Origin of the sequence: Allobosea sp. Leaf344 (assembly GCF_001426225.1) — a bacterium.
Classification (GTDB): domain Bacteria; phylum Pseudomonadota; class Alphaproteobacteria; order Rhizobiales; family Beijerinckiaceae; genus Allobosea.
In genome coordinates this window covers 477,554-502,576 of sequence record NZ_LMRT01000013.1, presented here as the reverse complement: position 1 = coordinate 502,576, position 25,023 = coordinate 477,554, and the positions used below count along the sequence as shown (strand labels likewise).

Annotated in this window: 18 protein-coding genes, 1 tRNA gene and 1 pseudogene; 11 read left to right on the top strand and 9 right to left on the bottom strand. The window is 68.8% G+C overall.

Features of this window, described 5'->3' with window-relative positions:
- A pseudogene (locus ASG72_RS11035) lies at window positions 1-208 on the top strand (NAD(P)/FAD-dependent oxidoreductase); the annotation flags it as partial.
- 64 nt (window positions 209-272) lie between these two features.
- On the opposite strand, the gene ASG72_RS11030 reads toward ASG72_RS11035, so the two are convergent.
- Together ASG72_RS11030 and ASG72_RS11025 are read right to left on the bottom strand one after the other, a co-directional pair.
- Window positions 273-2,759, bottom strand: a complete 2,487-nt coding sequence (locus ASG72_RS11030) for a hypothetical protein (RefSeq protein ID WP_156395902.1) — start codon at window positions 2,757-2,759, stop codon at window positions 273-275.
- 167 nt (window positions 2,760-2,926) lie between these two features.
- On the bottom strand, window positions 2,927-4,168 hold the full coding sequence (locus ASG72_RS11025) for a urate hydroxylase PuuD (protein ID WP_056712141.1): 1,242 nt from the start codon (window positions 4,166-4,168) through the stop codon (window positions 2,927-2,929).
- A 213-nt stretch (window positions 4,169-4,381) separates the two neighbouring features.
- On the opposite strand from ASG72_RS11025, the gene uraH reads away from it, so the two are divergent.
- Both uraH and puuE read left to right on the top strand, forming a co-directional pair.
- Window positions 4,382-4,738 (top strand): hydroxyisourate hydrolase, encoded by a 357-nt coding sequence (gene uraH, locus ASG72_RS11020; protein WP_056712139.1) that lies wholly within the window; start codon window positions 4,382-4,384, stop codon window positions 4,736-4,738.
- An 8-nt stretch (window positions 4,739-4,746) separates the two neighbouring features.
- Complete coding sequence (puuE, locus tag ASG72_RS11015) at window positions 4,747-6,162, top strand: allantoinase PuuE (protein ID WP_056712136.1); 1,416 nt, start codon at window positions 4,747-4,749, stop codon at window positions 6,160-6,162.
- A gap of 54 nt (window positions 6,163-6,216) precedes the next feature.
- Here puuE and ASG72_RS11010 read toward each other — a convergent pair whose 3' ends face one another.
- The 3 genes from ASG72_RS11010 to ASG72_RS11000 form a co-directional block, all read right to left on the bottom strand.
- A complete protein-coding gene (locus ASG72_RS11010; protein ID WP_056712131.1) occupies window positions 6,217-6,978 on the bottom strand; it encodes an SDR family oxidoreductase in 762 nt (253 codons plus the stop codon).
- Window positions 6,979-7,110: 132 nt separating this feature from the next.
- The gene (locus ASG72_RS11005; protein ID WP_056712127.1) at window positions 7,111-8,589 is read right to left on the bottom strand and encodes a UdgX family uracil-DNA binding protein; all 1,479 of its coding nucleotides are present in this window, start codon (window positions 8,587-8,589) and stop codon (window positions 7,111-7,113) included.
- Window positions 8,589-9,833 carry a putative DNA modification/repair radical SAM protein gene (locus ASG72_RS11000; RefSeq protein ID WP_056712123.1) on the bottom strand — a complete coding sequence of 415 codons (1,245 nt, stop codon included), beginning with the start codon at window positions 9,831-9,833 and terminating at the stop codon, window positions 8,589-8,591. The genes ASG72_RS11005 and ASG72_RS11000 overlap by 1 nt, the downstream gene beginning before the upstream one ends.
- A gap of 162 nt (window positions 9,834-9,995) precedes the next feature.
- On the opposite strand from ASG72_RS11000, the gene ASG72_RS10995 reads away from it, so the two are divergent.
- The 5 genes from ASG72_RS10995 (at window position 9,996) to malQ (ending at window position 18,482) form a co-directional block, all read left to right on the top strand.
- A complete protein-coding gene (locus ASG72_RS10995) occupies window positions 9,996-10,175 on the top strand; it encodes a hypothetical protein (protein WP_056712119.1) in 180 nt (59 codons plus the stop codon).
- Between the two features lie 161 nt (window positions 10,176-10,336).
- Window positions 10,337-12,757, top strand: coding sequence for a glycogen/starch/alpha-glucan phosphorylase (locus tag ASG72_RS10990; RefSeq protein ID WP_200939935.1), 2,421 nt, complete (start codon window positions 10,337-10,339; stop codon window positions 12,755-12,757).
- Window positions 12,758-12,762: 5 nt separating this feature from the next.
- Window positions 12,763-14,748, top strand: coding sequence for a glycogen debranching protein GlgX (gene glgX / locus ASG72_RS10985; protein WP_162246232.1), 1,986 nt, complete (start codon window positions 12,763-12,765; stop codon window positions 14,746-14,748).
- Between the two features lie 132 nt (window positions 14,749-14,880).
- The gene (gene glgA / locus ASG72_RS10980) at window positions 14,881-16,413 is read left to right on the top strand and encodes a glycogen synthase GlgA (protein ID WP_056712116.1); all 1,533 of its coding nucleotides are present in this window, start codon (window positions 14,881-14,883) and stop codon (window positions 16,411-16,413) included.
- A 50-nt stretch (window positions 16,414-16,463) separates the two neighbouring features.
- On the top strand, window positions 16,464-18,482 hold the full coding sequence (gene malQ / locus ASG72_RS10975) for a 4-alpha-glucanotransferase (protein WP_056712114.1): 2,019 nt from the start codon (window positions 16,464-16,466) through the stop codon (window positions 18,480-18,482).
- Window position 18,483: 1 nt separating this feature from the next.
- Here malQ and ASG72_RS10970 read toward each other — a convergent pair whose 3' ends face one another.
- Window positions 18,484-19,902 (bottom strand): SNF2-related protein, encoded by a 1,419-nt coding sequence (locus ASG72_RS10970; RefSeq protein ID WP_056712111.1) that lies wholly within the window; start codon window positions 19,900-19,902, stop codon window positions 18,484-18,486.
- Between the two features lie 212 nt (window positions 19,903-20,114).
- Between ASG72_RS10970 and ASG72_RS10965 the strand changes: the two genes are divergently transcribed.
- The gene (locus ASG72_RS10965) at window positions 20,115-21,503 is read left to right on the top strand and encodes a M20 family metallopeptidase (RefSeq protein WP_056712105.1); all 1,389 of its coding nucleotides are present in this window, start codon (window positions 20,115-20,117) and stop codon (window positions 21,501-21,503) included.
- Here ASG72_RS10965 and ASG72_RS10960 read toward each other — a convergent pair whose 3' ends face one another.
- Entirely contained in the window at window positions 21,504-21,758 is a 255-nt protein-coding gene (locus ASG72_RS10960) for a hypothetical protein (RefSeq protein WP_056712102.1), read from the bottom strand.
- Window positions 21,759-21,858: 100 nt separating this feature from the next.
- Between ASG72_RS10960 and ASG72_RS10955 the strand changes: the two genes are divergently transcribed.
- Together ASG72_RS10955 and ASG72_RS10950 are read left to right on the top strand one after the other, a co-directional pair.
- Entirely contained in the window at window positions 21,859-22,635 is a 777-nt protein-coding gene (locus ASG72_RS10955; protein ID WP_056712099.1) for a potassium channel family protein, read from the top strand.
- 139 nt (window positions 22,636-22,774) lie between these two features.
- Window positions 22,775-23,278, top strand: coding sequence for a hypothetical protein (locus tag ASG72_RS10950; RefSeq protein WP_056712095.1), 504 nt, complete (start codon window positions 22,775-22,777; stop codon window positions 23,276-23,278).
- A gap of 177 nt (window positions 23,279-23,455) precedes the next feature.
- On the opposite strand, the gene ASG72_RS10945 is transcribed toward ASG72_RS10950, so the two are convergent.
- Together ASG72_RS10945 and ASG72_RS10940 are read right to left on the bottom strand one after the other, a co-directional pair.
- Window positions 23,456-23,531 (bottom strand) — tRNA-Lys (locus tag ASG72_RS10945).
- 124 nt (window positions 23,532-23,655) lie between these two features.
- Window positions 23,656-24,927, bottom strand: coding sequence for a solute carrier family 23 protein (locus ASG72_RS10940; RefSeq protein ID WP_056712092.1), 1,272 nt, complete (start codon window positions 24,925-24,927; stop codon window positions 23,656-23,658).
- Window positions 24,928-25,023 lie beyond the last annotated feature (96 nt).

Genomic DNA, 25,023 nt, shown 5'->3' with positions numbered 1-25,023 from the left:
CGAGAAATTCGAGACCTCGACCCCAGGCATCTTCGCCATCGGCGACATCAACACCTATCCCGGAAAGCTCAAGCTGATCCTCTCGGGCTTCCACGAGGCCGCCCTCGCCGCGCAGAAGATCCACCGCTACGTCTATCCCGAGAAGCGCCTGACCTTCCAGTACACGACCTCCTCCTCGTCGCTGCAGAAGAAGCTCGGCGTCGCCTAGGAAGGCGAAGCGCCGGCTGTGAGCGAGGCGCGCCGGGACTGCCGGAGCAGCCCCGCGCCGGCGCTCAGAAGGCTCGCGACGAGACCTGCTGGCGGTCGCCGGCCGGCACGGGCGGTGCGCCCAGCCGCAGGGAATCGAGGGTTTCGCGCGAGGGCACGGCGAGAGACGGGCGGAACGGCGCCCCCTGCCCGGCCACGGCCGGCGCGGTCACGGGCGCAGGAACGGGAACCTCCTCCTCGACCGGCGGATCGACCAGATCCCTGAGCTCGGCCAGCGCACCTTCGACCGGCTTGAAGCTGAACGTCACCTTGTGCGAGCCGGCCGGCACCTGCACCGCGCGGAACAGCACGTTCGCCTTGAGGATATCGGTCTCGACCCCGTCGATCGCCGCCCGCCACCAGGGGTGCCAGATGTCGTTGAGCACGACGAAGCCGGGCAGAGCGGAGGTCACCGTGATCTCGACCTCGGTATTCTCGTAGCGGGTCAGCTTCACCTCCGCCTGCGCCAGGACCGGGCCCTCGCTCAGCGCGACCGGAGGCACCGCATCGAGCAGCACCACAGCGTGGGGATCGATCTCCGGCCAATGGCCGGCCGTCTTCATCGAGTCGAAATCGGCGAGCTGCCAGCCGCCGACGAACTGCACGCGCGGCAGCGCCCGCGGATTCTCGTAGACAAAGCCCTGTTTCGTCCGGGCGACGAGCGTCAGATCGCCCTCGCGCAGCGAACGGTCCACCTGCTCGATCGGCACCGGCGAGGCGATGTAGCGCAGCCCGAGATAATCGGCGAGCGGACAGCGATAGGAGGGGAAGAGCGGCGTGAATTTGCGCTGGTCGGGCCCGGCGATGGTGTCGCGCGTGCCGACGGCCTCCGAAAAATCGGCGAGCCGCAAAGGATTATAGCCGAGCGTATGGTCGAAACCGTGCACCATCCCGGCATTGGGCCATTCGAAGCCCATGCCGAGCAATTCCACCCGGTCCCGCCGCGGCGAGCCGGAAGGCTGCGCGGTCAGCCGTTTCAGCACCTGCACCGTCTCGTTCTTGGTGTCGTGGCGCAGCACGTCGTAGATCTCCGGCGCCAGCGCGGTCGATTCATTGGGGCCGTTATTGGCGCCGAGATCGGCGGCGACGACGCCGGTGACCAGCAGCGCCGCCACGGCCGGCCCGAAGCCGTTGCGCAGCCGCGCCAGGCCCCAGACCAGCCCCAAGGCGAGGCCGAACCAGATCGTCGCGGCGGCCATCGGCTTCAGCGCCTCGACCAGCCGGTTCTGCTCCCCGGCCACCAGCACCGTGGTGACGGCGAGCGCCAGCACTAACCCGGCGGCGCAGGCGAGATCGCGCTTGGTGAGCTTCAGCCCCTCCTCGGTGAACAGCCGGTGCAGCACATAGCCGGCCATCACGGCGCCGAGCGCCCCGATCAGGAAGGTGGCGTCGGCCGGGCGGCGGAAGGCGTTCACACCCGGAAGATAGTGGTAGAACAGGCTGAAGGCCGGGGTATAGCGCCCGAGGGCGAAGAGCAGCATCAGCACGAAGAGCACCGACAGGCTGCGGATGCCCCGGTCGAGCAGCCAGCCGCGGCTCGCGCCGGGCACGATCAGCAGCAGGGCCGGCAGCGCGCCGAAATAGACCTGCCCCATATTCTGGGACAGGAACAGCTCGCTGGCGTTCCAATGCGGCGAATAGGGCCCCCAGAAATCGACCTTCGCGTCATGCGCGCCGAACAGATCGGCGACGAAGGCGGTCAGCAGCGAGGCCGGGTGCAGCGAGCCCCGCCCGGCTTCGACCAGATCCACCGCCGGCCGGGTCGTCGCTTCGGCGAAGAGCCAGGTCCAGACCAGCGGCAGCGCCATGGTGCACAGCCCCGCCAGCGCCGCCACGGCGCCGGGCGCGACGCTCGCGCGGAACGCGGCCCAGCCGCCCGAGAGCCAATGCCCCACCACCACGCCGATCAGCACATAGGCGCCGAGCAGCGCGACCTGATCGGGCTCGACCATCATCAAACCGGCGGCGATGCCGGCGAGCGCGCCCGAGCGCAGGGAGGAGCGCTGCACCATCCGCATCGTCAGCCACAGCGCGATGGCGAAGAAGGCGAGGCTGGCGATCTGCCCGACATGCTGGACGCGCCAGGCCGCCGAGGAGCCGAAGGCGAAGACCAGCGCCGCGAGCAGGCCGCCGGCGGGATGCCAGCCGCGATCGCGGAACAGCAGCAGCAGCGCCAGCCCGCCGGCCAGCAGATGGGCCAGCACATAGGCATCGACCATGCGGAAGCTGGGATCGGGGGTGAACAGCGCCAGCAGGATCGCCGGCGAGAAGATCAGCGATTGCGGATCGGCGATCTGCGGCGAGCCGCCGAAGACGTTATGCGTCCAGAAGGGCGATTGGCCGCTGTGCAGCGCCTGGGCCAGGAACTGGATCTGAGCCTGGAAATGCGCCTTCGCATCGAAGGGGATCGTCACCTCGCCGGATAGCCACGGCCAGCACAGCACGGTCCAGGCGCAGAGAAAGGCAAGGGCAGCCAGCCAGTAGCCGGCACCCCGGTATCTGAGAGCGGTCAAAGCGGACCCCCCGGTCCCATCCCACGCCGCGCCGGGATTGGCGCAATCGCGATATCGTGAACAGGTGATGCGCTGCGGGAGCTGAACCGAAACTGAACGGGGGGGGAAGGGGCAGTCGGCAATGGGCAGTCGGCAGTCGGGCAAACCTACTGCCGACTGCCCACTGCCTACTGCCTACTGCCCACTCCCTCCAGCCACGTCGCCAGCACCCGCCTCTCCTCCGGCGTGATGCCCGACAAATTGTTGGGGGGCATGGCGTGGGTCATCACGGCCTGGGTCCGGATCGCCCGCGCCTGGGCCGCGATCAGCGCCGGCTCGTGCAGCCAGACGCCCTTGGGCGCGATCTGCATCCCCGGCCAGGTCGGCTCCGGGGCGTGGCACATGGCGCAGCGGCCGGTGACGATCGTCGCGACCTCGTCCGGCGGCGGCGTCAATCCGGCCAGCATCACCGGCCGGCGCTCCGGCAGTGGCGCCAACCCGAGCCGCTCGCGCCCGCCGGGAGACGAGGCCATGGCCACCCAGAAGGCGAGCCATAGGGCCAGGATCGCCACGACCCAGGTCCACCAGGGCGATTTCGCGTGGTCGGCATGGCGGATATTGAAGAAATGCCGGATCAGCGCCCCGGCGACGATGACCAGCGCGACCAGAGCGGGAATCGTCGCGGCATTGGCATAGGTCACGGGGTAGTGGTTCGACAGCATCAGGAACAGCACCGGCAGGGTGATGTAATTATTGTGCGTCGAGCGCTGCTTGGCCCGCTTGCCGAGCCTGGGATCGGGCTGCTCGCCCGCGGTCAGCGCGGCGATCACCTTGCGCTGTCCGGGCATGATCACCATCGCGACATTGGCGGTCATGATCGTCGCCATCAGCGCGCCGGTGTGGATCAGCGCGCCGCGCCCGGAAAACACGTTGGCGAAGGCGTAGCTGGCTGCGACCACATAGGAAAAGCCGAGGATCCCGAGCACGACCTCGTTCCGGCCCAGCGGCGATCGGCACAGCCAGTCATAAAACAGCCAGCCGACCACCAGCGCCGCGATCCCCAGCGCCCCGGCGGCGAGCGGCGACAAGGCCATCACCTGGGGATCGATGAGGTAGAGCTCCGACTGCAGGTAATAGACCCAGACCAGCAGGAAGAAGCCGGAGATCCAGGTCCAGTAGCTCTGCCATTTATGCCAAGTCAGCTCCTCCGGCATGCGCGGCGGCGCCACCAGATATTTCCGCATCTCGTAGAAGCCGCCGCCATGCACCTGCCAGGCGCGCCCGCCCTCGCCCGGCGGGATGTCGGCGGCCGGACGCAGGCTCGCATCGAGATGGATGAAGAAGAAGGAGGATCCGATCCAGGCGATGGCGGTGATGACATGCAGCCAGCGCAGCAGCATCCCGCCCCATTCCAGCAGATAGGCTTCCATCATGGCGCGACCGCCTCCGGCAGCGGCCTCGCCCGCACCGCGAGATTGGCACGGGCTCGGGCTCGGCGGGCGCAGGTCGGTCCATCGCTTCGGGCACTGATTGACAAGGACGAATCCGGGGTGGAGGTTTCGGCTCGCGCCAGACTAGGGTTGCCGGCTTTCGCAAGGCAAGCTTCGGACCACGGGGCGCGTCCTCACGACAGGATCGGCAGGATGGGACGGCTGACGACACATGTGCTCGACACGATGAAGGGCGGTCCGGCGGCGGGGGTGGCGGTGACGCTCGACCGCATCCATCCCGACGGACGCCGCGAGCGCCTCGCCGAAACCGCGACCAATGCCGATGGCCGCACCGATGCGCCGCTCCTGACCGGCGATGCCTTCTCACCGGGCAGCTATGAGCTCGGCTTCGCCATCGGCGCCTATTTCCGCGCCGCCGGCGTCGCCCTCCCCGAGCCCGCCTTCCTCGATCTCGTGCCGCTGCGCTTTGGCATCGCCGATGCAGGGGGGCATTACCATGTTCCGCTCCTGGCCTCGCCCTGGAGCTACTCCACCTATCGCGGCAGCTGAGAGCGACGATGCAGACCGATTACCCGCGCGACCTCGCCGGCTATGGCCGCACCCCGCCTCACCCGCATTGGCCCGGCGATGCCCGCATCGCGGTGCAGTTCGTGATCAATTACGAGGAGGGCGGCGAGAACAACATCCTGCATGGCGACGCCGCCTCCGAGGCGTTCCTGTCGGAAATCGTCGGCGCGGCACCCTGGCCCGGCCAGCGCCACATGAACATGGAATCGATCTATGAATACGGCTCCCGCGCCGGCTATTGGCGGCTGTGGCGACTGTTCACGGAGCGCGGCCTGCCGGTCACCGTCTTCGCCGTGGCGAGCGCCCTGCAGCGCTATCCCGCCATCGCCGCATCGATGCGAGAGGCGGGCTGGGAGATCGCGACCCACGGCCTGAAATGGATCGACTACCGCGACGTGCCGGCCGAGACCGAGCGCGCCGACATCCTCGAGGCGATCCGCATCCAGAGCGAGATCGCCGGGGAGCGGCCGCTCGGCTTCTATCAGGGCCGCAGTTCCGAGCGCACCACGCCCTTGATGATGGCGGAGGGCGGCTTCCTCTACACCGCCGACAGCTATGCCGACGACCTGCCCTATTGGCTAGAAGGGCCGCAGGGGCCGCAGCTCGCCGTGCCCTACACGCTCGACGCCAACGACATGCGCTTCGCCACGCCGCAGGGCTTCAACAGCGGCGACCAGTTCTTCGCCTATCTCAAGGATAGTTTCGACACGCTCTATGCCGAGGGGGCGACGGCGCCGAAGATGATGTCGGTCGGCCTGCATTGCCGCCTCGCCGGCCGGCCGGGACGCGCCGCCGCTCTGGCCCGCTTCCTCGATTACGTCATGCAGCATGAGGCGGTGTGGGTCGCGACGCGTCTCGATATCGCCCGGCACTGGATCCGCCACCATCCGCCGGCGGGCGGCTATCGCCCGTCCCGCATGCCGCGTGCGCTGTTCGTCGAGGTGTTCGGCCGGATCTGGGAGAATTCCGCCTGGATCGCCGCCGCCACCTTCGATGCCGGCCTCGGCCCGCAGCATGACGGGCGCGAGGCGCTGCACCGGGCGATGGTCGCGATCATGCGCGGCGCCAGCCTGGAGCAGAAGACCGTGCTGCTGCGCGGCCATCCCGATCTCGCGGGGAAGCTCGCGGCGGCGGGGGAGCTCACCCCGGAATCCACCGATGAACAGGCCTCCGCCGGGCTCGACCGCTTGACCGCAGAGGAGCGGGCCCGCTTCACCGCGCTGAACGAGGCCTATAAGGCGCGCTTCGGCATTCCCTTCATCATCGCGGTGAAGGGGCGGAGCAAGGCCGAGATCGTCGCGGCCTTCGAGACGCGGCTGCAGAGCACCCGAGAGGTCGAGTTCGAGACGGCGCTCGCCCAGGTCGAGACGATTTCGATGCTACGGCTGAAGGAGATCCTGCCCTAGCTGGCGGGCGGTCTCGATCCGTGCGGCGTCCCCGAACGCAAGACCGCCGTTCCGTCAGAGCCCGCTCACCAGATGCCCGCCATCGACGGGGATGACGACGCCGGTCATGTGGCGGCCGGCATCGGAGCAGAGCAGCAGCAGCGGCCCGTCCAGATCCTCGGGGTCGCCGATCCGCCGCGTCGGGATCCGCTTGATCAGCGTCGCCGCCTCGTCGCTCGCGAAGAAGTCGCGGTTGATGTCGGTGATGACGTAGCCCGGCGCCAGCGCATTGACGCGGATCGCATGGCGCGCCCATTCCAGCGCCAGCACCTTGGTCATCTGGATCAGCCCGGCCTTGGAGATCGCATAGGGAGCGATCCGCGCCATGACGCGCTCGCCGAGGATCGAGGCTATGTTGACGATCGCGCCGCCGCCATCCTGCGTCGTCATGATCCTGGCGGCGGCCTGGGCGGCGAAGAAGCAGCCCTTCAGATTGACGTCGAGCTGCGCGTCCCACTGCGCTTCCGTCACCGACAGCGCCGGCCCGGTCTCGCCGATCCCGGCATTGTTGATCAGCACGTCGAGCCCGCCGAGCCTTGCCCCGGCCTCGGCCACCCCGGCTTCGATCGCGGGGACCGAGCCGACATCGAGCGCCAGGGGAATGATCTCGCCCGGCAGATCGGCACAGTCGCGCGCCAGCGCCTCCAGCCGGTCGAGCCGCCGCGCCGTCGCCACCACCCGCGCCCCCTGCCCGGCGAGCAGCCGCGCGAAATGCGCCCCGAGCCCGGAGGACGCGCCCGTCACCAGCACCCGCTTGCCCGCGATATCCCCGATCATCTCTCACCCCGTCGGCCGTTCGAGAGGGGCAGCGGACACGCTCGCGCGCGGGCCGTCAATCCGCAGGCGAGAGGAGCGGCCATGCGGATCTCCGCCGGTTTCACCGAGCGGCCTTTTGCCGAGCGACGCCGTTCAGGCGGCCAGGCGCAGCGCCGGCACGACCTCGCCCACGCGGTCGAGATCGGCGATGAAGCGGGCCATCTCGCGCTGCTTCGCCTCCGGATCCGGCAGGCGCAGCAGATAGGAAGGGTGGACAGTCGCCAGCAGCCGGGTGCCGTCATCGAGCGAAAGATCGCGGTCGCGCATCGACATCAGCGAGCCGGAATGGCCGGTCAGCGCGTGCAGCGCCGTGGCACCGAGCGCGACGACGAGCTGCGGCTTCACGAAGTCCCGTTCCAGCCCCAGCCAGAAGCGGCAGGCCTTGACCTCGCCGGCATTGGGCTTCTGGTGGATGCGCCGCTTGCCGCGCAGCTGGAATTTGAAATGCTTCACCGCGTTGGTGACATAGGCACGGCTGCGGTCGAGCCCCGCCTGCGCCATGGCGCGGTCGAAGAGCTGCCCCGCCGGCCCGACGAAGGGTTTGCCGGCCAGATCCTCCTGGTCGCCCGGCTGCTCGCCGACGAACATCACGGGCGCCGATAGCGGGCCCTCGCCGAAGACGGTCTGCGTGGCGTGGCAGTAGAGGTCGCAGCGCGTGCAGATCCGCGCCGCGGCGGCCGCCTCCGCCCAGCTCGCGACCGGAGCCTCGCCGCGCTGCTGCGCCTCGCGCGCCTCGTCCTGGCCCGTGTCGCTCCTCGCCGCCTGGCGCAGATGCCGCTCGGGCGGATGTGTCGGCGCCGTCATCACCATCTCCTGCGCGCGGCGGGAGGCTCCCGCGATCAGGGGAGCAATCAGCGAGGCCTCAGGCAGGTTCCGCCAGTATTTCACCGGCATCTCGGCCTTCATCGCCTTCACCTTCAGCCGCGCCGGGTTGAAGATATTGGCGTAATAGGTCCGCCAATAGGCCTCCATCGCATCCTCGGTCGGCGCCTGCGCCTGGCTCGCCCCGGGCAGCACATGCAGCTGCGCCCCGTCCCAATGCAGCGAGCGATGCGGGGTGAGGATCGACCAGCGCATCGCGGCGAAACGCTTGACGAAGAAGGAGGCGACGCGCTCGACGATGAAATGCTCGGGCTCGAACCAGGCGATGAAGGCTTCCCCGCCATCCTCGTCCGTCACCTCGCGAAACCGGACGAAGGCCGTCATCTTGTGCATGTCGCGGCGGACGCTGCGGGCCATCGCATCCGCCCGATGCACATCCGGATCCGTCGCGACCTTGAGCAGCTGCGGCTCGTCCTGCAGGCGCAGCAGCAGCCGGTAGAGCAGGCTGAAACGCTGCGGATCGCTGTGGCAGATCACCTGCTCGGCCAGCGCCGGGAAGGCCGCGGGAACGCGCAGCGCCCTGGTCTCGACCGCCCCGTTTGAGGCCGGCGCCTCCGCGAACAGATCCGCGGCCTGGCCGCCGACCTGCCAGACCACCTCAGCGGCGGGAACGCCCTGCCCGGCCAGAAGCCGCGCCTGCTCCCGCCAGCCGGCGAAATCCGCCTCGCCGGCGAGCTGCGCCACCCGCATCAGAACAGCGCCAGCTGCTGCGGCTTCGGCGCGAGATGCTGGCGCAGCCGGTCGCTGTCGAGCGTCGCCCCGGGCCGCCAATCCGCGGTGACGATGAAATTGCGCAGGGTCGTCAGCGAGCGCGCGAGCTTGCCGACATCCTCCAGCCGCAGCCTCTTGATCCGCCGCATGTCGAGGATGCGCTTGACGCTGCGCGGCCCCAGCCCCGGCACCCGCAGCAGGCTCTCGCGGTCGGCGCTGTTGACGTCGAGCGGGAAGCGGTCGCGATGGCGCAGCGCCCAGGCGAGCTTCGGATCGATCGCCAGATCGAGCATGTCGCCGGAATGGCGATCCAGGATTTCCCCGACCTCGAACCCGTAGAAGCGCGTCAGCCAATCCGCCTGGTAGAGCCGGTGCTCGCGCAGCAAGGGCGGCTCGGCCAAAGGCAGCTGGCTGGAGGAATCCGGGATCGGACTGAAGGCGGAATAATAGACGCGCTTGAGGCCGAAGGAGCCGTAGAGCTGGGCGCTGCGGTCGAGAATGGCCGCGTCGCTCGCGCCATCCGCGCCGACGATCATCTGCGTGCTCTGGCCGGCCGGCGAGAAGGACGGCGCCTTGCTGGTCTTCGCCCGCTCGGCCTTGCTCTCCTCGATCTTCAGCTTCAGCCCGCCCATGGCGGCGCTGATGTCGCGCGGCTGCTTCTCCGGCGCAAAGCTCTTCAGCGACGCCTCGCTCGGCAGCTCGATATTCACCGAGACCCGGTCGGCGAAGAGGCCGGCGCGGGCCACGAGATCCGGGCTGGCGCTGGGGATCAGTTTGAGATGGATATAGCCGCGAAACCCGTGCTGCACCCGCAGCGTCTCGGCCACCCTGACCAGCTCCGCCATGGTGTAGTCCGGCGAGCGGATGATGCCGGAGGAGAGGAACAGCCCCTCGATATAGTTGCGCTTGTAGAAGTTCAGCGTCAGCGCCACCACCTCCTCCACCGAGAAGCGGGCCCGCTGCACATTGCTCGACGAGCGGTTGATGCAGAAGACGCAATCATAGGTGCAGAAATTGGTCAGCAGGATCTTCAGCAGCGAGATGCAGCGGCCATCCGGGGCATAGGAATGGCAGATGCCCGAGCCGGTCGTCGAGCCCAGGCCTTTTCCGCCGAGGGAATCGCGCTTGGTCGTGCTGCTGGAGGCGCAGGAGGCGTCGTATTTCGCCGCGTCGCTGAGGATCTCCAGCTTGTCCATCACAGAGAGCTGAGGCAAATGCATCATTCCTTTGTTCGCTGTCTGTTCTAGCATTGCGCATTCTGTACCGATAGGCGCGGAATCGGGACGTTTCGTCGCAATCGGATCGGGGCTTTGCGGGTCGGCGAAACGCCAGGAACCGCCCGCCCGCGTCCGCGTTGTCGTCGCAGCCCGCAAAGGAAATCTCCGATGTTTCGTATTCTGCTTCTGATCGCGCTGATCGCCGTCGGCTATGACGCCGTCGTCCATGAGGGCGCCTATACCCGCGGCATCTGGTCCAACATGGTCGGCCTGACCAACTCGGCCGTGTCGGATGTGCGCGACCTGCGTCCCGACAGCCGCGTCGAGGCCGGGATGAAGCTGGACTGAGGACAATCACTCCACCCCGCGCCGATTGCGGCTGGACAGTCGGCTATCATGCCCCGACAGTCGCAGGAGAGTAACAGCCGGGACGTCGCGCCTTGACCGATCTGCACGCAGCCGCCTCGCCCTCATCATCCACCGGCCGGAGCCAGGCCGAGGCCGAGCAGATCGATCGGCTCAAGGCGGAAATCCTCCGCAAGCTGACCTTTTCGCTCGGCAAGAACCCGTCCGTCGCCCAGCCGCATGACTGGCTCACCGCGGCGATCCTGGCGGTGCGCGACCAGATCATCGACGTCTGGCACCGCTCGACGCGCGAGAGCTACGCCACCGGCCGCAAGCGCGTCTATTACCTGTCGCTGGAATTCCTGATCGGGCGCTCGCTCGCCGATGCGCTGAACAATCTCGGCCTGACCTCCGCGGTCTCGCAGGCCATGTCCGATCTCGGCGTCGACCTCGCCGCGATCGAAATGATCGAGCCCGATGCCGCGCTCGGCAATGGCGGGCTCGGCCGGCTCGCCGCCTGCTATCTCGAGGCGATGGCGAGCACCGGCGTGCCGGCGCTGGGCTATGGCATCCGCTATGATCACGGCCTGTTCAAGCAGCGCATCGACCATGGCCAGCAGGTCGAGGTGCCGGAGGATTGGCTGTCCTTCCGCAATCCCTGGGAGTTCGAACGCCGCGAAAGCGCTTATCAGATCGGGTTCGGCGGAGCCGTCAGCGGCACGCAGAAGCCCGGCGAAAGCGTCTGGACGCCGGAGGAGACGGTCTTCGCCGTCGCCTATGACACGCCGGTGATCGGCTGGCGCGGCCGCGACGCGACCACTTTGCGGCTCTGGCGTGCGCGCGCGCTCCACCCGCTCTCGCTCGACGCCTTCAACGCCGGCGACCTCTATGGCGCCGTCGCCGAGCGCAACCGCGCCGAGGCGATCTCGAAGGTGCTCTACCCCAATGATTCCACCCCGGCCGGGCAGGAGCTCCGGCTGCGCCAGGAATTCTTCTTCACCTCCGCCTCGCTGCAGGATCTGGTGCGGCGGCACGACCGGCAATTCGGCACGCTCGACAATCTCGCCGACAAGGTCGCGATCCAGCTCAACGACACCCATCCGGCGCTCGCCGTGGCCGAGCTGATGCGCCTGCTGATGGACGAGCGCGGCAAGTCCTGGGAACAGGCCTGGTCGATCACCAATGCGACGATCTCCTACACCAACCACACTTTGCTGCCGGAGGCGCTCGAAACCTGGCCGGTCGGGTTGATGGAGCGGCTGCTGCCGCGCCACATGCAGATCATCTTCGGAATCAACGCCCGCTTCCTCGACAGCGTCCGGCGCAAGGCCGGCGGCGACAGCGTCGATCTCGCCAGCATCTCCCTGATCGACGAGCATCATGGCCGGCGGGTGCGCATGGCGCATCTCGCCTTCGTCGGCTCGCACACCGTGAACGGCGTCTCGGCGCTGCATTCCAATCTGATGCGCCAGACCGTCTTCGCCCCGCTCCACCAGCTCTTCCCGGAGCGCATCACCAACGTCACCAACGGCATCACGCCGCGCCGCTGGCTGCTCAACGCCAATCCCGGGCTGACCCGCGTGCTGCAGGATGTCTGCGGCAAGGGGATCAGCGACGACATCACGCAGATCGAATCCTTCGCCGCCCATGCCGATGACCCGGCCCTGCGCGAGCGCCTGATCGCCGTGCGCCACAAGAACAAGCTGCGCCTGGCCGAGGTGGTGAAGCGCGAGACCGGTGTGATCATCGACCCGCGCGCCCTGTTCGACGTGCAGATCAAGCGCATCCACGAATACAAGCGCCAGCTGCTCAACATCCTCGAGACGATCGCCCTCTATGACGCGATCCGCAGCGCGCCCTATCGCGACTGGGCGCCGCGGGTGAAGATTTTCGCCGGCAAGGCGGCCTCGAACTACGGTACCGCCAAGGCGATCATCAACCTGATCAACGACGTCGCGACCGTGGTGAACAACGACATCACCACCCGCGACCGCCTGAAGGTGGTGTTCCTGCCGAACTACAATGTCAGCGCCGCCGAGATCATCATCCCGGCCGCCGATCTCTCCGAGCAGATCTCGACGGCCGGGATGGAAGCCTCCGGCACGGGCAACATGAAGTTCGCGCTGAACGGCGCCCTGACGATCGGCACGCTGGACGGGGCCAATATCGAGATCCGCGACCGGGTCGGGGACGGCAACATCGTCATCTTCGGCATGACCGCGAGCCAGGTCGAGGCCGCCAAGCGCGATCCCCGGCCGACGGAGGACGTCATCGCCCATACCCCGCATCTGCCCGACGTGCTGGACGCGGTCGCGGGCGGCGCCTATTCGCCGGGCGAGCGCGACCGCTATCGAGACCTGATCGACGGGCTGCGGGCCAATGACTGGTTCATGGTGCTGAACGATTTCGACAGTTACCGTCGGGCGCAAATGCGCATCGACGCGCTCTGGGCCGACCAGCCGCATTGGTGGCGGATGTCGGTCGCCAATACCGCCCATTGCGGCTGGTTCAGCGCCGACCGCGCCATCCGCGACTATGCCGACCGGATCTGGCGGGCGGGGCCGAATTTCGCGCCGCAGGGCTGAAGGCCTTGGCCGCGCCCGACCGGCTGACACCCTGCCATTTGCCGGCCGGCCTCGGCGCGACGGTCACCGATGACGGCGTCGCCTTCGCCGTCTTCTCCCGCCATGGCGAGCGGGTGGAGCTCTGCCTGTTCGACGAGGACGGCGTCGAGGAGACCGCGCGCCTGAAGCTGCCGTCCCGCAGCGGCGATATCCATCATGGCTGGCTGCGGGGAGCCGGGGCGGGCCTGCGCTACGGGTTCCGCGTGCACGGCCCCTGGCAGCCGGACCAGGGCCACCGTTTCGACCCGGAGAAGCTGCTCGTCGACCCCTATGCGAGCGTGATCGACAGGCCGTTCCGCTGGGATCCGATCCTGGCGCGGCTGGGCGCCGACAGCGCCGGGCTGGTGCCGCGCAGCGTCGTCGCCGGCGCCCTGCAGGCGCTGCCCGTGCGGCCGGAGAGCGAGGCCCCCGGGCTGATCTACGAGCTGGCGGTCAAATCCTTCAGCATGCGCCATCCCGCGGTGCCGGAGCCGCTGCGCGGCACTCTGGCGGCGCTGAGGGATCCGGCGATCCTCGCCCATCTCGGGCGGCTCGGCGTCAGCCATGTCGAGCTGATGCCGATCGCGGCCTGGATGGATGAGCGGCACCTGCCGCCGCTCGGGCTGAGCAATGCCTGGGGCTACAACCCCGTCAATTTCTTTGCGCTCGATCCCCGCCTCGCACCGCGAGGCACGGCCGAGCTGCGCGCGCTCTGCGAGGCCTATGCGAAGGCCGGCATCGGCGTCATCCTCGACATCGTCCTCAACCACACCGCCGAGAGCGACGCGCATGGCGCCACGCTCTGCCTGCGCGGCTTCGACAATGCCGTCTATTACCGCCATAGCGACGCCGATCCCGGCCTGCTGGTCAACGACACCGGCTGCGGCCACACTCTGGCCCTGGATCGCGCGCCGGTGATTCGCATGGCGATGGATTCGTTGCGCCATTGGCGCGGCTGCGGCGTCGCCGGTTTCCGCTTCGATCTCGGCACGGTGATGGGCCGCACCGCCCAAGGCTTCACGCCGGACGCGCCCCTGCTCGGCGCGCTGCTGCAGGACCCGCAGCTCTCCCGCGCTTTGCTGATCGCCGAGCCCTGGGACATCGGCCCGGGCGGCTACCAGCTCGGCGCCTTCCCCGCCCCCTTCTCCGAATGGAACGGGCGCTATCGCGACGATGTCCGCCGCTTCTGGCGCGGCGATGACGGGTTGGCGGGCGCCCTGGCGACGCGGCTGGCGGGCTCCGCCGACCTGTTCGCGGCCCGCCATCGCGGCCCCCGCGCCAGCATCAACTTCATCGCCGCGCATGACGGCTTCACCCTGGCCGATCTCGTCAGCTACGAGCACAAGCACAACCACGCCAATGGCGAGCACAATCGCGACGGCGACAATCTCAACCACTCCTGGAACAACGGTCAGGAGGGTCCGAGCGACGATCCGGATGTCCTCGCCCGGCGCCGCCGCGATCTCCTCGCCCTGCTGGCGACCTTGTTTCTCTCCCGCGGCGTGCCGATGCTGACCGCAGGCGACGAGTTCGGGCGGACTCAGCATGGCAACAACAACGCCTATGCTCAGGACAAGACTGAGTTCTGGCTCGATTGGGAGGAGGTCGACGAGGCGCTGCTGGCCGATGTCGCGGCGCTGTCTTCCCTGCGCGCCGCGACGCCGCTGCTGCGCGGCGACGGCTTCTTCGACGGCACGATCGACCCTGCTTCGGGCCTCGCGGACGTCACCTGGCTCGGCCCGGACGGGCGCGAGCTGCAGCCGGCGGATTGGGAGCGCTGCGACGTCTTCGCGATGCTGGTGGCGGCCGGCGGCGACGCGGTACTGGCCGCCTTCAACCGCGGCGCGGCCACGGTCAGGCTGACCCTGCCGGCGCTGCGCTCCGGCCGATCCTGGCGGCGCCAGATCGATGCGGCGGCGGGCGAGGAGGATCTGCTCTGGCCGCGCTCGGTCGCCATCTTCCTGGCGGCTTGAGCCGAGCCCTTTGATATCGCGCCACATTCGCGCCACGGCGTCGGCCCGGCTCTTGCATGAAATTTTGATGCGACTGCACGGAACGCCCGCCTCCCGCGTGCGTTTCTCTCGTGATCGAGAGGGGATCGGCCGATGGCTGAAGCGTTGAAACAGGCGGTCGTCGAAGCAGCTTCGACGACGTCGGGGCATGCCTTGACCTATGCGGCCGTGGTCAAGGACGGGACTCTCGAAGAACCTCCGAGTCTGGCCTCCACCACCAAACTGCTCTTCGTCACCTCGGAAATGGGCGATTTCATCAAGGCCGGCGGCCTCGGCGAGGTCTCCTCCGCGCTGCCCCGGCAATTGCGCAAGCTCTGCGACGTGCGCGTGCTGATCCCCGGTTACCGCGCCGTCCGGGCCGCCAGGCCGCAGATGGATGTCGTCTCGCGCATGCCCGGCACCGCCGAGCTGCCGCCCTGGTCGCTCGGCCGTTTCGCCATGGCGGATGGGCTGACCGTCTATGCCGTGCTCTGCGACGAACTCTATGACCGCCCGGGCTCGCCCTATGGCCCGTTCGGCGGCGGCGATTTCCACGACAACGACATTCGTTTCGCGCGGCTCTCGCTGGCGGCGGCCGAGATCGCGGCCGGCGAGGCGGATCCGAACTGGAAGCCGGACGTCCTCCATGTGAACGACTGGCCTTCGGGGCTGGCCCCCGGCTATCTCAGCTGGAAGGGGCTCTCCACGCCCTCGATCATCACCATCCACAACCTCGCCTATCAGGGGCTTTACGAGCCCTCCCGCATGGGCGCGCTCGGCATTCCCGACGGTGCCTTCTCGGTCGACGGGGCAGAATTCCACGGCCGCCTCTCCTTCCTCAAGGCCGGCATCTTCTACGGCTCGCATGTCACCACGGTCAGCGAGACCTATGCGCGTGAGATCACCACCCCCGAGCATGGCTGCGGCCTGGAGGGGCTGTTGAAGCTGCGTCATGACGAGGGCCGGCTGACCGGCATCGTCAACGGGATCGACGACAGCTGGAACGCGCCGCTCTCGGGCGAAGCCTCGCCCGCCAGGCTGGTGCGGCAGTGGAAGCGCCAGCACGCGGCCGCCATCCGCAAGAGCTTCGCGCTGCCGGCCTCGAACGGCCCGCTCTTCTCGATCATTTCGCGCCTCGTCCATCAGAAGGGCATCGACCTCTCGATCGAGGCGGCGGAGACCATCATCGCCCAGGGCGGCCAGCTCGTGGTCAAGGGCCGCGGCGACCCGCGCCTCGAGGAAGCCATCCAGAAGCTGGCGCAGCGCCACCCCGATTCCGTCGCGGCCCGGATCGGCTTCGACGATGCGGAGGCGCGCCGCCTCTTCGCCGCCAGCGACTTCCTGCTGATGCCCTCGCGTTTCGAGCCCTGCGGCCTCAGCCAGATGTATGCGCAGCGCTTCGGCGCCCTGCCGATCGCCTACCGCACCGGCGGACTCGTCGACACCATCGAGGATGGGCGCTCCGGCTTCCTGTTCAGCTCGCCGACCGGGCCGGGCCTGACCGGCGCCGTCACCCGCGCCCTCACCGCCTTCCGGTCGCGCGCCGCCTTCAAGCGGATGCGCGACCACGCCATGTCGAAACGCTTCGACTGGACGAACCCGACCAGTCGCTATGCCGCTCTCTATGCCAGGGCGTTGGCGGCCTGACCGGGACCGGGCCTGCCCGGTTTCCGCCCCGAGGACGGCCGGAGTGCACCATGACCGATGAAGCGCTGAGAGAGCTGGCGCGCCGCGCCGGCGTCGCTACCGACTGGCGCGATCAGACCGGGGTCCATCGCGAGGTCTCGCCCGCGACGCTGCGCGCCATCCTCGCGGCGCTCGGCGTGCCGGCGCTCAGCGACCCGCTGCACGCCCAGGACGGCGCGCGCCCCGCCGGCGCGCCACGCTTCGTGACCGCCCGTATCGGCGAGCCCGTGCGCCTTCCGGCCGCCGGCGCGCAGCCGGCGCGGGTCGAGATCACCTTCGAGGACGGCAGCAGCACCGCCGTCACCACGCAAACGGTCGAGGGCGGCCTGCTGCTGCCGGGCTTCGCGACGCCAGGCTATCACAGCGCTGATCTCGCCGACGGGCCGGTGACCATCGCGGTGGCGCCGGCGCGCTGCGTCACCTTCGCCGATCTCAACGAGGGCCGCAGCGGCTGGGGCCTGTCCTCGCAGATCTATGCGCTGCGCCGCGGCGGCGATGGCGGCATCGGCGATTTCGGCGGGGTCGCGGCGCTGGGCCGCGCCGCCGGCGCGTTGGGTGCCGATGCCCTGGCGATCAGCCCCGCCCACGCCCTCTACGGCGCCGATCCCCAGCGCTTCAGCCCCTATTCCCCCTCGACGCGGCTGTTCTACAACCCGCTGCATGCCGATCCGGCTTCCGTGCTGCCGGAGGATGCGGTCCGCGAGATCGTCGCTTCCTCCGGGCTCGACCGGGAGATGGCTGCGCTCGAGGCGCTGCCGCAGGTGGATTGGCTGCGTGCGACGCCGCTCAAGCTGAAGCTGCTCCGCGCGGTCTACCAGCGCCTGCGCGATCCCGCGGCGGGGCTGGATGCCGCGCGCAGCGCCTTCGCCAACGCGCTGACCACCGCCTCGCCGCTGCTGAGGGCGCATGCGACCTTCGAGGTGCTGCACGCGGCCGAACTCGCCCTGGACAAGGCGGCCTGGGATTGGCGCAGCTGGCGGCCCGCGCATCGCGATCCCGACAGCCCGGAGGTCCAGGCCTTCGCCCGCAACCATGCCGGCGAGGTCGAGTTCCAGATCTTCCTGCAATGGCTCACCGGCCATTCCTACACCCAGGCCCATCGCGCCTGCCGCGAGGCGGGCATGAAGGTCGGGTTGATCGCCGATCTCGCGATCGGCATGGACAGCTCCGGCAGCCACGCCTGGAGCCGCCAGGAGGATGTGCTGGTCGGGCTGACGATCGGCGCGCCGCCGGATTACTATGCCAGGGACGGGCAGAATTGGGGGCTGACGACGTTTTCCCCGCGCGGCCTCGCGGCCAGCGGCTTCGCCCCCTTCATCGAAACGTTGCGCGCGAGCCTGCGCCATGTCGGCGGCATCCGCATCGACCATGTCATGGGGCTGAACCGGCTCTGGCTGATCCCGGAAGGCGCCAGCGCGCTGGAGGGCACCTATGTCGCCCTGCCCTCGGAGACGCTGTTCGCGCTGGTCGCGCTGGAATCCTGGCGCCACCAGGCGATGGTCATCGGCGAGGATCTCGGGACGCTGCCCCATGGTTTCCGCGAGGAGCTGCAGCAGCGCGGCATCGCCGGCATGCGGGTGCTGCGCTTCGAGCGCGACGGCGACCGGTTCATCCCGCCGCGCGACTGGGATCCGGCCGCCACCGCCCTGACGACGACGCATGATCTGGTCCCGACAGCGGGCTGGTGGGCGGGGTCGGATCTGCCCGAGGACGACCGGCAGCAGCAGGATGGCAGGGCCTGGGACCGCGGCCTGCTCTGGGACGCCTTCAGCCGCGCCGGGGCGGCCTCCGGCGAGCGGCCGGCCCCGGAGCGGACCGACCCCGTCGTCGACGCCGCCATCCGCTATGTCGCCGGCTCGCCCTGCACGCTGAAACTGATCGCTATCGAGGATGCGCTGGGCGTCCGCGACCAGCCGAACGTCCCGGGCACGACGACCGAGAAGCCGAACTGGCGACACCGTCTCGCCGGGGATGCGGCGAGCTTGCTCGATGGCGAGCCCGTGCGGGCGAGGCTGAAGCCGCTGGGCTAGGTCAGAGCGCCGCCCGCGCCTCGACCACGCCGGCGATCGCCTCGAGCAGTTGCGTATCGTCGCCCGCCAGCCCGTCCATCGCCGCCATGCGCTGGATCACCGTCGCGGCCACCCCCTCCTCCACCGTATCCTCGGCATAGGCGTAGAAGATCGTCGCATGCTGGCCGTCGCGGTGGCAGCGCCCCTCGATCTGCTGCAGCTGGATGGCGCTGTGGCGCATGTCGTGGACGACGAGGCTGCGCTCGCGCTCGCCCCCCTCCATCTCGCCGCGATGCAGCGAGATCGACTCCGTCACCGTGAAGATCACCGCATCGAGCCGCCCGGTCTGGAAGGCCAGCCGCGTCTCCTCGTTGGCCGCGCCGGAGTTCTCGCCATTGATCTCGCCGACGGCCCAGCCATGGCCGCGCAGCCTTTCGGCCAGCATCGCGCTGGTTTCGAGGAAGGCGACGGAGATCGCCACCTGCTGCCCATTGCCGAGCAGATCGTCGCAGAACTCCACCGTGCCGGGGATGCGCAGCAGGCTCGCCTTCTGCCGGAAGCGCAGATCCGCCGCCCAGCCCTGCGGCTTGCGGGTGGAGCCGCCGGCGAGGCCGAGCTCGCGCCGGAATTCGCGCCAGGTCGCCTCGTAGAGCTTGCGGGCCGGCGCATCGAGCGCGATCGGGGCGAGTTCCCGCTGCACCTCGGGCCAGCCGGCGATCTCCTCCGGGCGCCGCCGCAGCCCGATCGCCCTGGTGCCGCGGTAGAGCAGATCGCTCATCAGCCGGCGATCGGCCTCGTTCGGCTCCCAGCTCCAATTCTTCCAGCGGCCCTTGGCCCGGCCGATCTTCAGCCGCTTCATCAGCTGGCGGAACCCGTCGAGATCGGCGCTCGGCGCATCCGCAGCGCGGGCCAGCAGCGCCGCCAGATAGGACAGCTCATGCGGAGACTGGCCGGCGGTCGCGCTCATATAGATCGTGAACTCGGCCGCAGCGGCGACCTGCCGGCAGACCAGACCCTGCTGCGAGGCGGGATTGCGGATGCGATGCGCCTCGTCGATCACCACGAGCGGCCAGACCCGCCGCAATGTGCCGTGCCTGGCGAGCTCATTGTTCTTCGCCCGCACCGAGCGCCTGGTGCTGGCGGCCGGCGGCGCGAGCAGGCTCTTGGTGCGCTCGAAATTCATCAGCGTCACCTGCTTCGCCGGCAGGCCGGACAGCGCCATGGTCCGCCGCCATTGCGGGATCGCCCCCTTGGGGCAGATCACCAGCACCTGCGCCTCCGGCATGGCCGAGAGCGCGAGCCAGGCGGAGAGCGTCTTGCCGAGCCCGGTCAGGTCGCCCAGCAGGAAGCCCGGCGCACCGGCGGCCCGCGCCGCGAGGATCGCCTCGCAAGCCTGGCGCTGATGCGGATGCGGGACGAAATGCGGTTCGGGCGGGGTCACGGGTGCAGCCTGGGTTCGAAGCCGGTGCTCGGACCATGCCGGGGCGCGGCAACGGCATCGGCGGACGCGATCATGCGGTGCTCTCTGGCGCAGACGCGCCCCGGCCGCAATGCGGGAGGCGGCGCCGCGTCCGGCGTTCTTTGCACTGGCGGCGCGCTACGGGATGCGCAAGATCGGGACGAGACCCGATCACCAGCCTCCGGAGCCCCCGCATGACCCGCGCCGCCGCCATCGCCCTCGCCCAGGATTATTTCGACAAGGGCGGCTTCAAGAGCGATCTCGCGCGGCTGGTCGCCATGCCGACCGAGAGCCAGAACCCCGACCGCGCTCCGGCTCTCGCGGCCTATCTGGAAACCGAGATGCGGCCGCTCTTCGAGAGCCTGGGCTTCACCTGCCGCATTCTCAACCATCCGCGGGCGAAAGGCCCGTTCCTCTTCGCCGAGCGGATCGAGGATCCCGCCCTCCCCACCATCTTCGGCTATGGCCATGGCGACGTGATCCGCGGCCTCGACGCGCAATGGAGCGAGGGCCTCTCGCCCTGGACGCTGACCGAGCGCGGCGACCGCTGGTACGGCCGCGGCGTCGTCGACAACAAGGGGCAGCATGTCATCAACATCAACGCCTTGCGCTGCGTTCTCGAATCGCGTGGAAAGCTCGGCTTCAACGCGAAATACCTGATCGAGATGGGCGAGGAATGCGGCTCTCCGGGGCTCAAGGAGATCTGCGAGGAGCAGAAGGAGCTGTTCCGCTCGGATGTGCTGATCGCCTCCGACGGCCCGCGCCTCAACGCCGAGCGGCCGACGCTGTTTCTGGGCGCGCGCGGCGGCGTGACCTTCGACCTCTCGATCACGGCCCGCGAGGGTGGCCATCATTCCGGCAATTGGGGCGGCATCCTGTCCGACCCCGCGATCCAGCTGGCCCATGCCATCGCCTCGATCACCTCCCCCACCGGGCAGATCCGCATCCATGAATGGGTGCCGAAGGACTTGCCGGCCGCGGTGCGCAAGGCCCTCGTCGATTGCGAGATCGATGGCGGCCCCGACGGGCCGGTGATCGATCCCAGCTGGGGCGAGCCGGGCTTGAGCCCGGCCGAGCAGGTGTTCGGCTGGTGCTCCTTCGACGTGCTGGCGATGAAGGCCGGCGTCCCCGAAACTCCGGTGAACGCCGTGCCGCCGAGCGCCTGGGCGCGCTGCCAGCTCCGCTTCGTCGTCGGCATCGATCAGCACGACGTGGTGCCGGCGCTGCGCCGCCACCTCATCCGCCACGGCTTTCCGATGGTCGACGTTCAATATGCGCGCGACGAGATCTTCAACGCCACGAGGCTCGATCCCGAGGATGCCTGGGTGCATTGGGCGGTGGCCTCGGTGGCGAAGAGCACGAACAAGAAGCCGGCTCTGCTGCCCAATCTCGGGGGATCGCTGCCCAACGACATCTTCGCCGATATCCTGGGATTGCGGACGATCTGGCTGCCGCATTCCTATCCCGGCTGCTCGCAGCACGCCCCCAACGAACATCTGCCCGTCGCGATCGCGCGCGAGGGGCTGACGCTGATGGCCGGGCTGTACTGGGATCTCGGCGAGGGCGACACGCCCCGGCTCTGATCACTCCATCGGCTGGCGCGGCTCGCGGCCGGGCGGCAGCTCGATCGGGTTGCCGGGCGGCGATTCCGGCGGGGCATCGGGCGGGAGCTCCGGCGGCCGCTCGACCGGGATCCCCTGCGGCGGCTCATCCGTCGGATATTCGACGGGCGGCGCGGGCGGGACCTCGTTCGGCATCTGCGGCGGCAGTTCGGGCGGCGCCGGCGGAATGGCTGGCGTACCCGGGTCGGCAGCCTGGAAAATGCGTCGTTCGACCATGATGAAATCCTCTCGCCGGGAGAACGCCCGATGGCCGGGATTGTTCAGAGACTTAGGGAAGGCTAGGGCTAGCAGGCCCTTCCGCGGCAAGGAGCTCTTCGTGGTCGATCTCGACGCCCTCCGGACCCGTCTGCGCGGCCTATATTTCGGCGAAACGCCGCAGGCCAGGCGCTTTCGCTACGGGCTCGTCGTCTTCGATCTGCTGACGATCGGCATCTTTCTGCTCGAAGCCTCGATCGTCGACCAATGGTGGATCGCCCCGCTCGACATCCTGCTCGCGGTGCTGCTGACCATCGAGCTCTCCGCCCGGCTCTATGCCGAGCAGGACCGCAAGGCGATCTACAGCCTGGCCACCCTCAGCGACGTCATCGTGATCGTCTCGCTGTTCCTCGCCGCCTTCGTCGACAATCTCGGCTTCCTGAGGATCGTGCGGGCCCTGCGCCTCCTGCGCTCCTACCATCTGCTGCGCGATCTGCGCTCCGATTCGCGCTGGTTCAAGCGCTCCGAGGACATCATCCAGCGCACGGTGAACCTGCTGGTGTTCATCTTCATCGTGACCTCGCTGGTGTTCGTCTCGCAGCACAACATCAATCCGCAGATCGGCACCTATGTCGACGCGCTCTATTTCACCATCACCACGCTGACCACGACCGGCTTCGGCGACGTCACCCTGATCGGCATCGGCGGCCGTCTGCTCGCCGTCATCATCATGATCGTCGGCGTCGCCCTGTTCCTGCGCCTGCTGCAGGCGGTGTTCCGACCCAACAAGGTGCGCTTCCCCTGCCCCGACTGCGCGCTTCAGATCCATGACGTCGACGCCGTGCATTGCAAGCATTGCGGCCGCGTCCTGGCTATACCGGATGAGGGTGTCTTATAGGCTTCGTCGCCATCACATTCGTATTCTGTACAGTCGGAGCGCGCGATCCGTGTTGTTCCCGATTTGACGTTTCGGATATGAAATTTACCCTGGGTAAAGGGCTGTGTGATTAAATCATCGCAACTCGCGGAGTTGCGTGATGGCCTTCGACAATGAAACGCGTCCCCTACGGCTCGACGGGCGTTACATGACGCCCGAGCGGAGCGAATTCCCGTGCCATACGCTGGCCGTCTCGCCGCTGCATCTGCACATCTCGGCTGCCGGCTGCCCCTATCGCGGCCAGCGCGTCGTCCTCTATCTGCAGCAGGCCGGACGGATCGAGGGCGTGGTGACGGCGGTGGCGCGCGATGAATTCTGGGTGCGCATCGACGTCAGCGAGCGCAAGCGCGAACAGCTGGTCGCCCTGTGGAGCAGCCTGCTCGGCGGCGAGCAGCCGAGCGGCTGGAACCCGAGCGCGGTCGCGATGCCGGCACCGTCGCGCCCGCGGCGCCAGCTCTCGGCGGCCTATGTCGCAGCCGTCGCCGAGGCGCTCGACCTCACCTGCCCGGTCGCGCCGCAGGAGGCGGAGCAGGAGCAGAGGTCGAAACCGACCGTCGCGCCGGCGCCGATCGACGCGACACGCCGCTATCTCGACTTCATCTAGCGGAGGGGCCCGCCTAAGCCTGCCGGACAGGCGCTACGTCGCCGAGGCGGAAGGGCCGGAGCAGGCGCTCCGGGCGATGAGTACAGGTCATGCGTCAGCGGAGGCGCGGCCCTCGGCCGCCAGCAGCACGCATGCGCGATCTCGGATCCGGGCTGTCGATGGTCTGGAGAGAGGTCGTGGTGGGTGATGTAGGGCTCGAACCTACGACCCGCTGATTAAGAGTCAGCTGCTCTACCAACTGAGCTAATCACCCATACGCCACGAAGCGTCGCCGTTTCGCGGCGAACCGCGTCGGGCAGGCCGGCGATGTAGCAAAGCCCCCTGCCCCTGTCCACCCACCGCGGTCATAAAAATTTCGCAACCGCACAAGAGCCGGGTCAGGCCGCCTTGCGGTCGAGCAGATGATAGAGCGCGATGGCGCCGAAGGTCGCCGTTCCGATGCCGCCGAGCTCGAAGCCGAAGATCGGCAGCTTGAGATCGCCGGCGCCGAGAATCAGCGCCGGCGCGACGGTCAGCAGGTTCTTCGGCTCCGAGAAATCGACCTTGTTCTCCACCCAGATCCGGCCGGCCGTCGCTGCGATGAGGCCGAAGACGACGATCGCCAGGCCGCCCAGCACCGCGACCGGGATCGTGCCGATCACGGCGCCGAATTTCGGGGAGAAGCCGAGGATCAGCGCGATGCAGCCGGCCGCGACGAAGACCAGCGTGGAATAGACCCGCGTCACCGCCATCACGCCCATATTCTCGGCATAGGTGGTGACGCCGGTGCCGCCGCCGGAGCCCGCGATCATCGTGGCGACGCCGTCGGCGATGAAGCCGCGCCCGATCAGATGATCCATGTTGCGGCCGGTCATCACGGCGATGCCCTTGATATGGCCGAGATTTTCCGCGACCAGGATGATCGCGACCGGCGCGATCATCGCCATCGCCCTGGCATCGAAGACGGGTGCGACGAAATTCGGCAGGCCGACCCAGGCGGCGGCGCCGATCCGGCCGAAATCGACGGGCGGCGCGCCGAAGCTGGAGGCGGTCACGGCATAGAGCGCATAGGCCGCCAGCCCGCCGATCAGTACCGGCAGCCGCTGCGCCAGCCCGCGCCCATAGACCGCGACCAGCGCCACCGCGACAACGGTGAGCAGCGCGATCCATTTGGTGTAGGCGCTGGCGGAGATCATGTTCATCGCCACCGCGGTCAGGTTGAGCCCGATGGCGGCGATCACCGCGCCGGTCACGACCGGCGGCAGCAGCCTCTCGATCCAGCTGGTGCCGACCGCCTGGACCAGCAGGCCGAGCGCCGCATAGAGCGCGCCGCAGGCGATGATGCCGCCGAGCGCGATGCCGATATTGGGGTTCGGCCCGGAGCCGGCATAGCCGGTGGCCGCGATGACCACGCCGATGAAGGCGAAGGAGGAGCCGAGATAGCTCGGCAATTGCCCGCGCGTGACCACGAAGAACAGCAGCGTGGCGACGCCGGAGAAGAAGATCGCGACATTGGGGTCGAAGCCCATCAGGATCGGCGCCAGCGCCGTCGCGCCGAACATGGCGACGACATGCTGGAGCCCCGCAATGGCGGTCTGGCCCAGCGGCAGCCGCTCGTCGGGCATGACGGCCCCCGAGCGCTTCAACGTCCAGTTCGGAAAATAGCCCATGGCGAACCTCCAGCCGGCACGCGGCGCGCGCGCTTCGTCTCGAGGACTACAGGCAAAGATTGCGCCGCCCGCCAAGACCGCGAGACGCGGCATCCA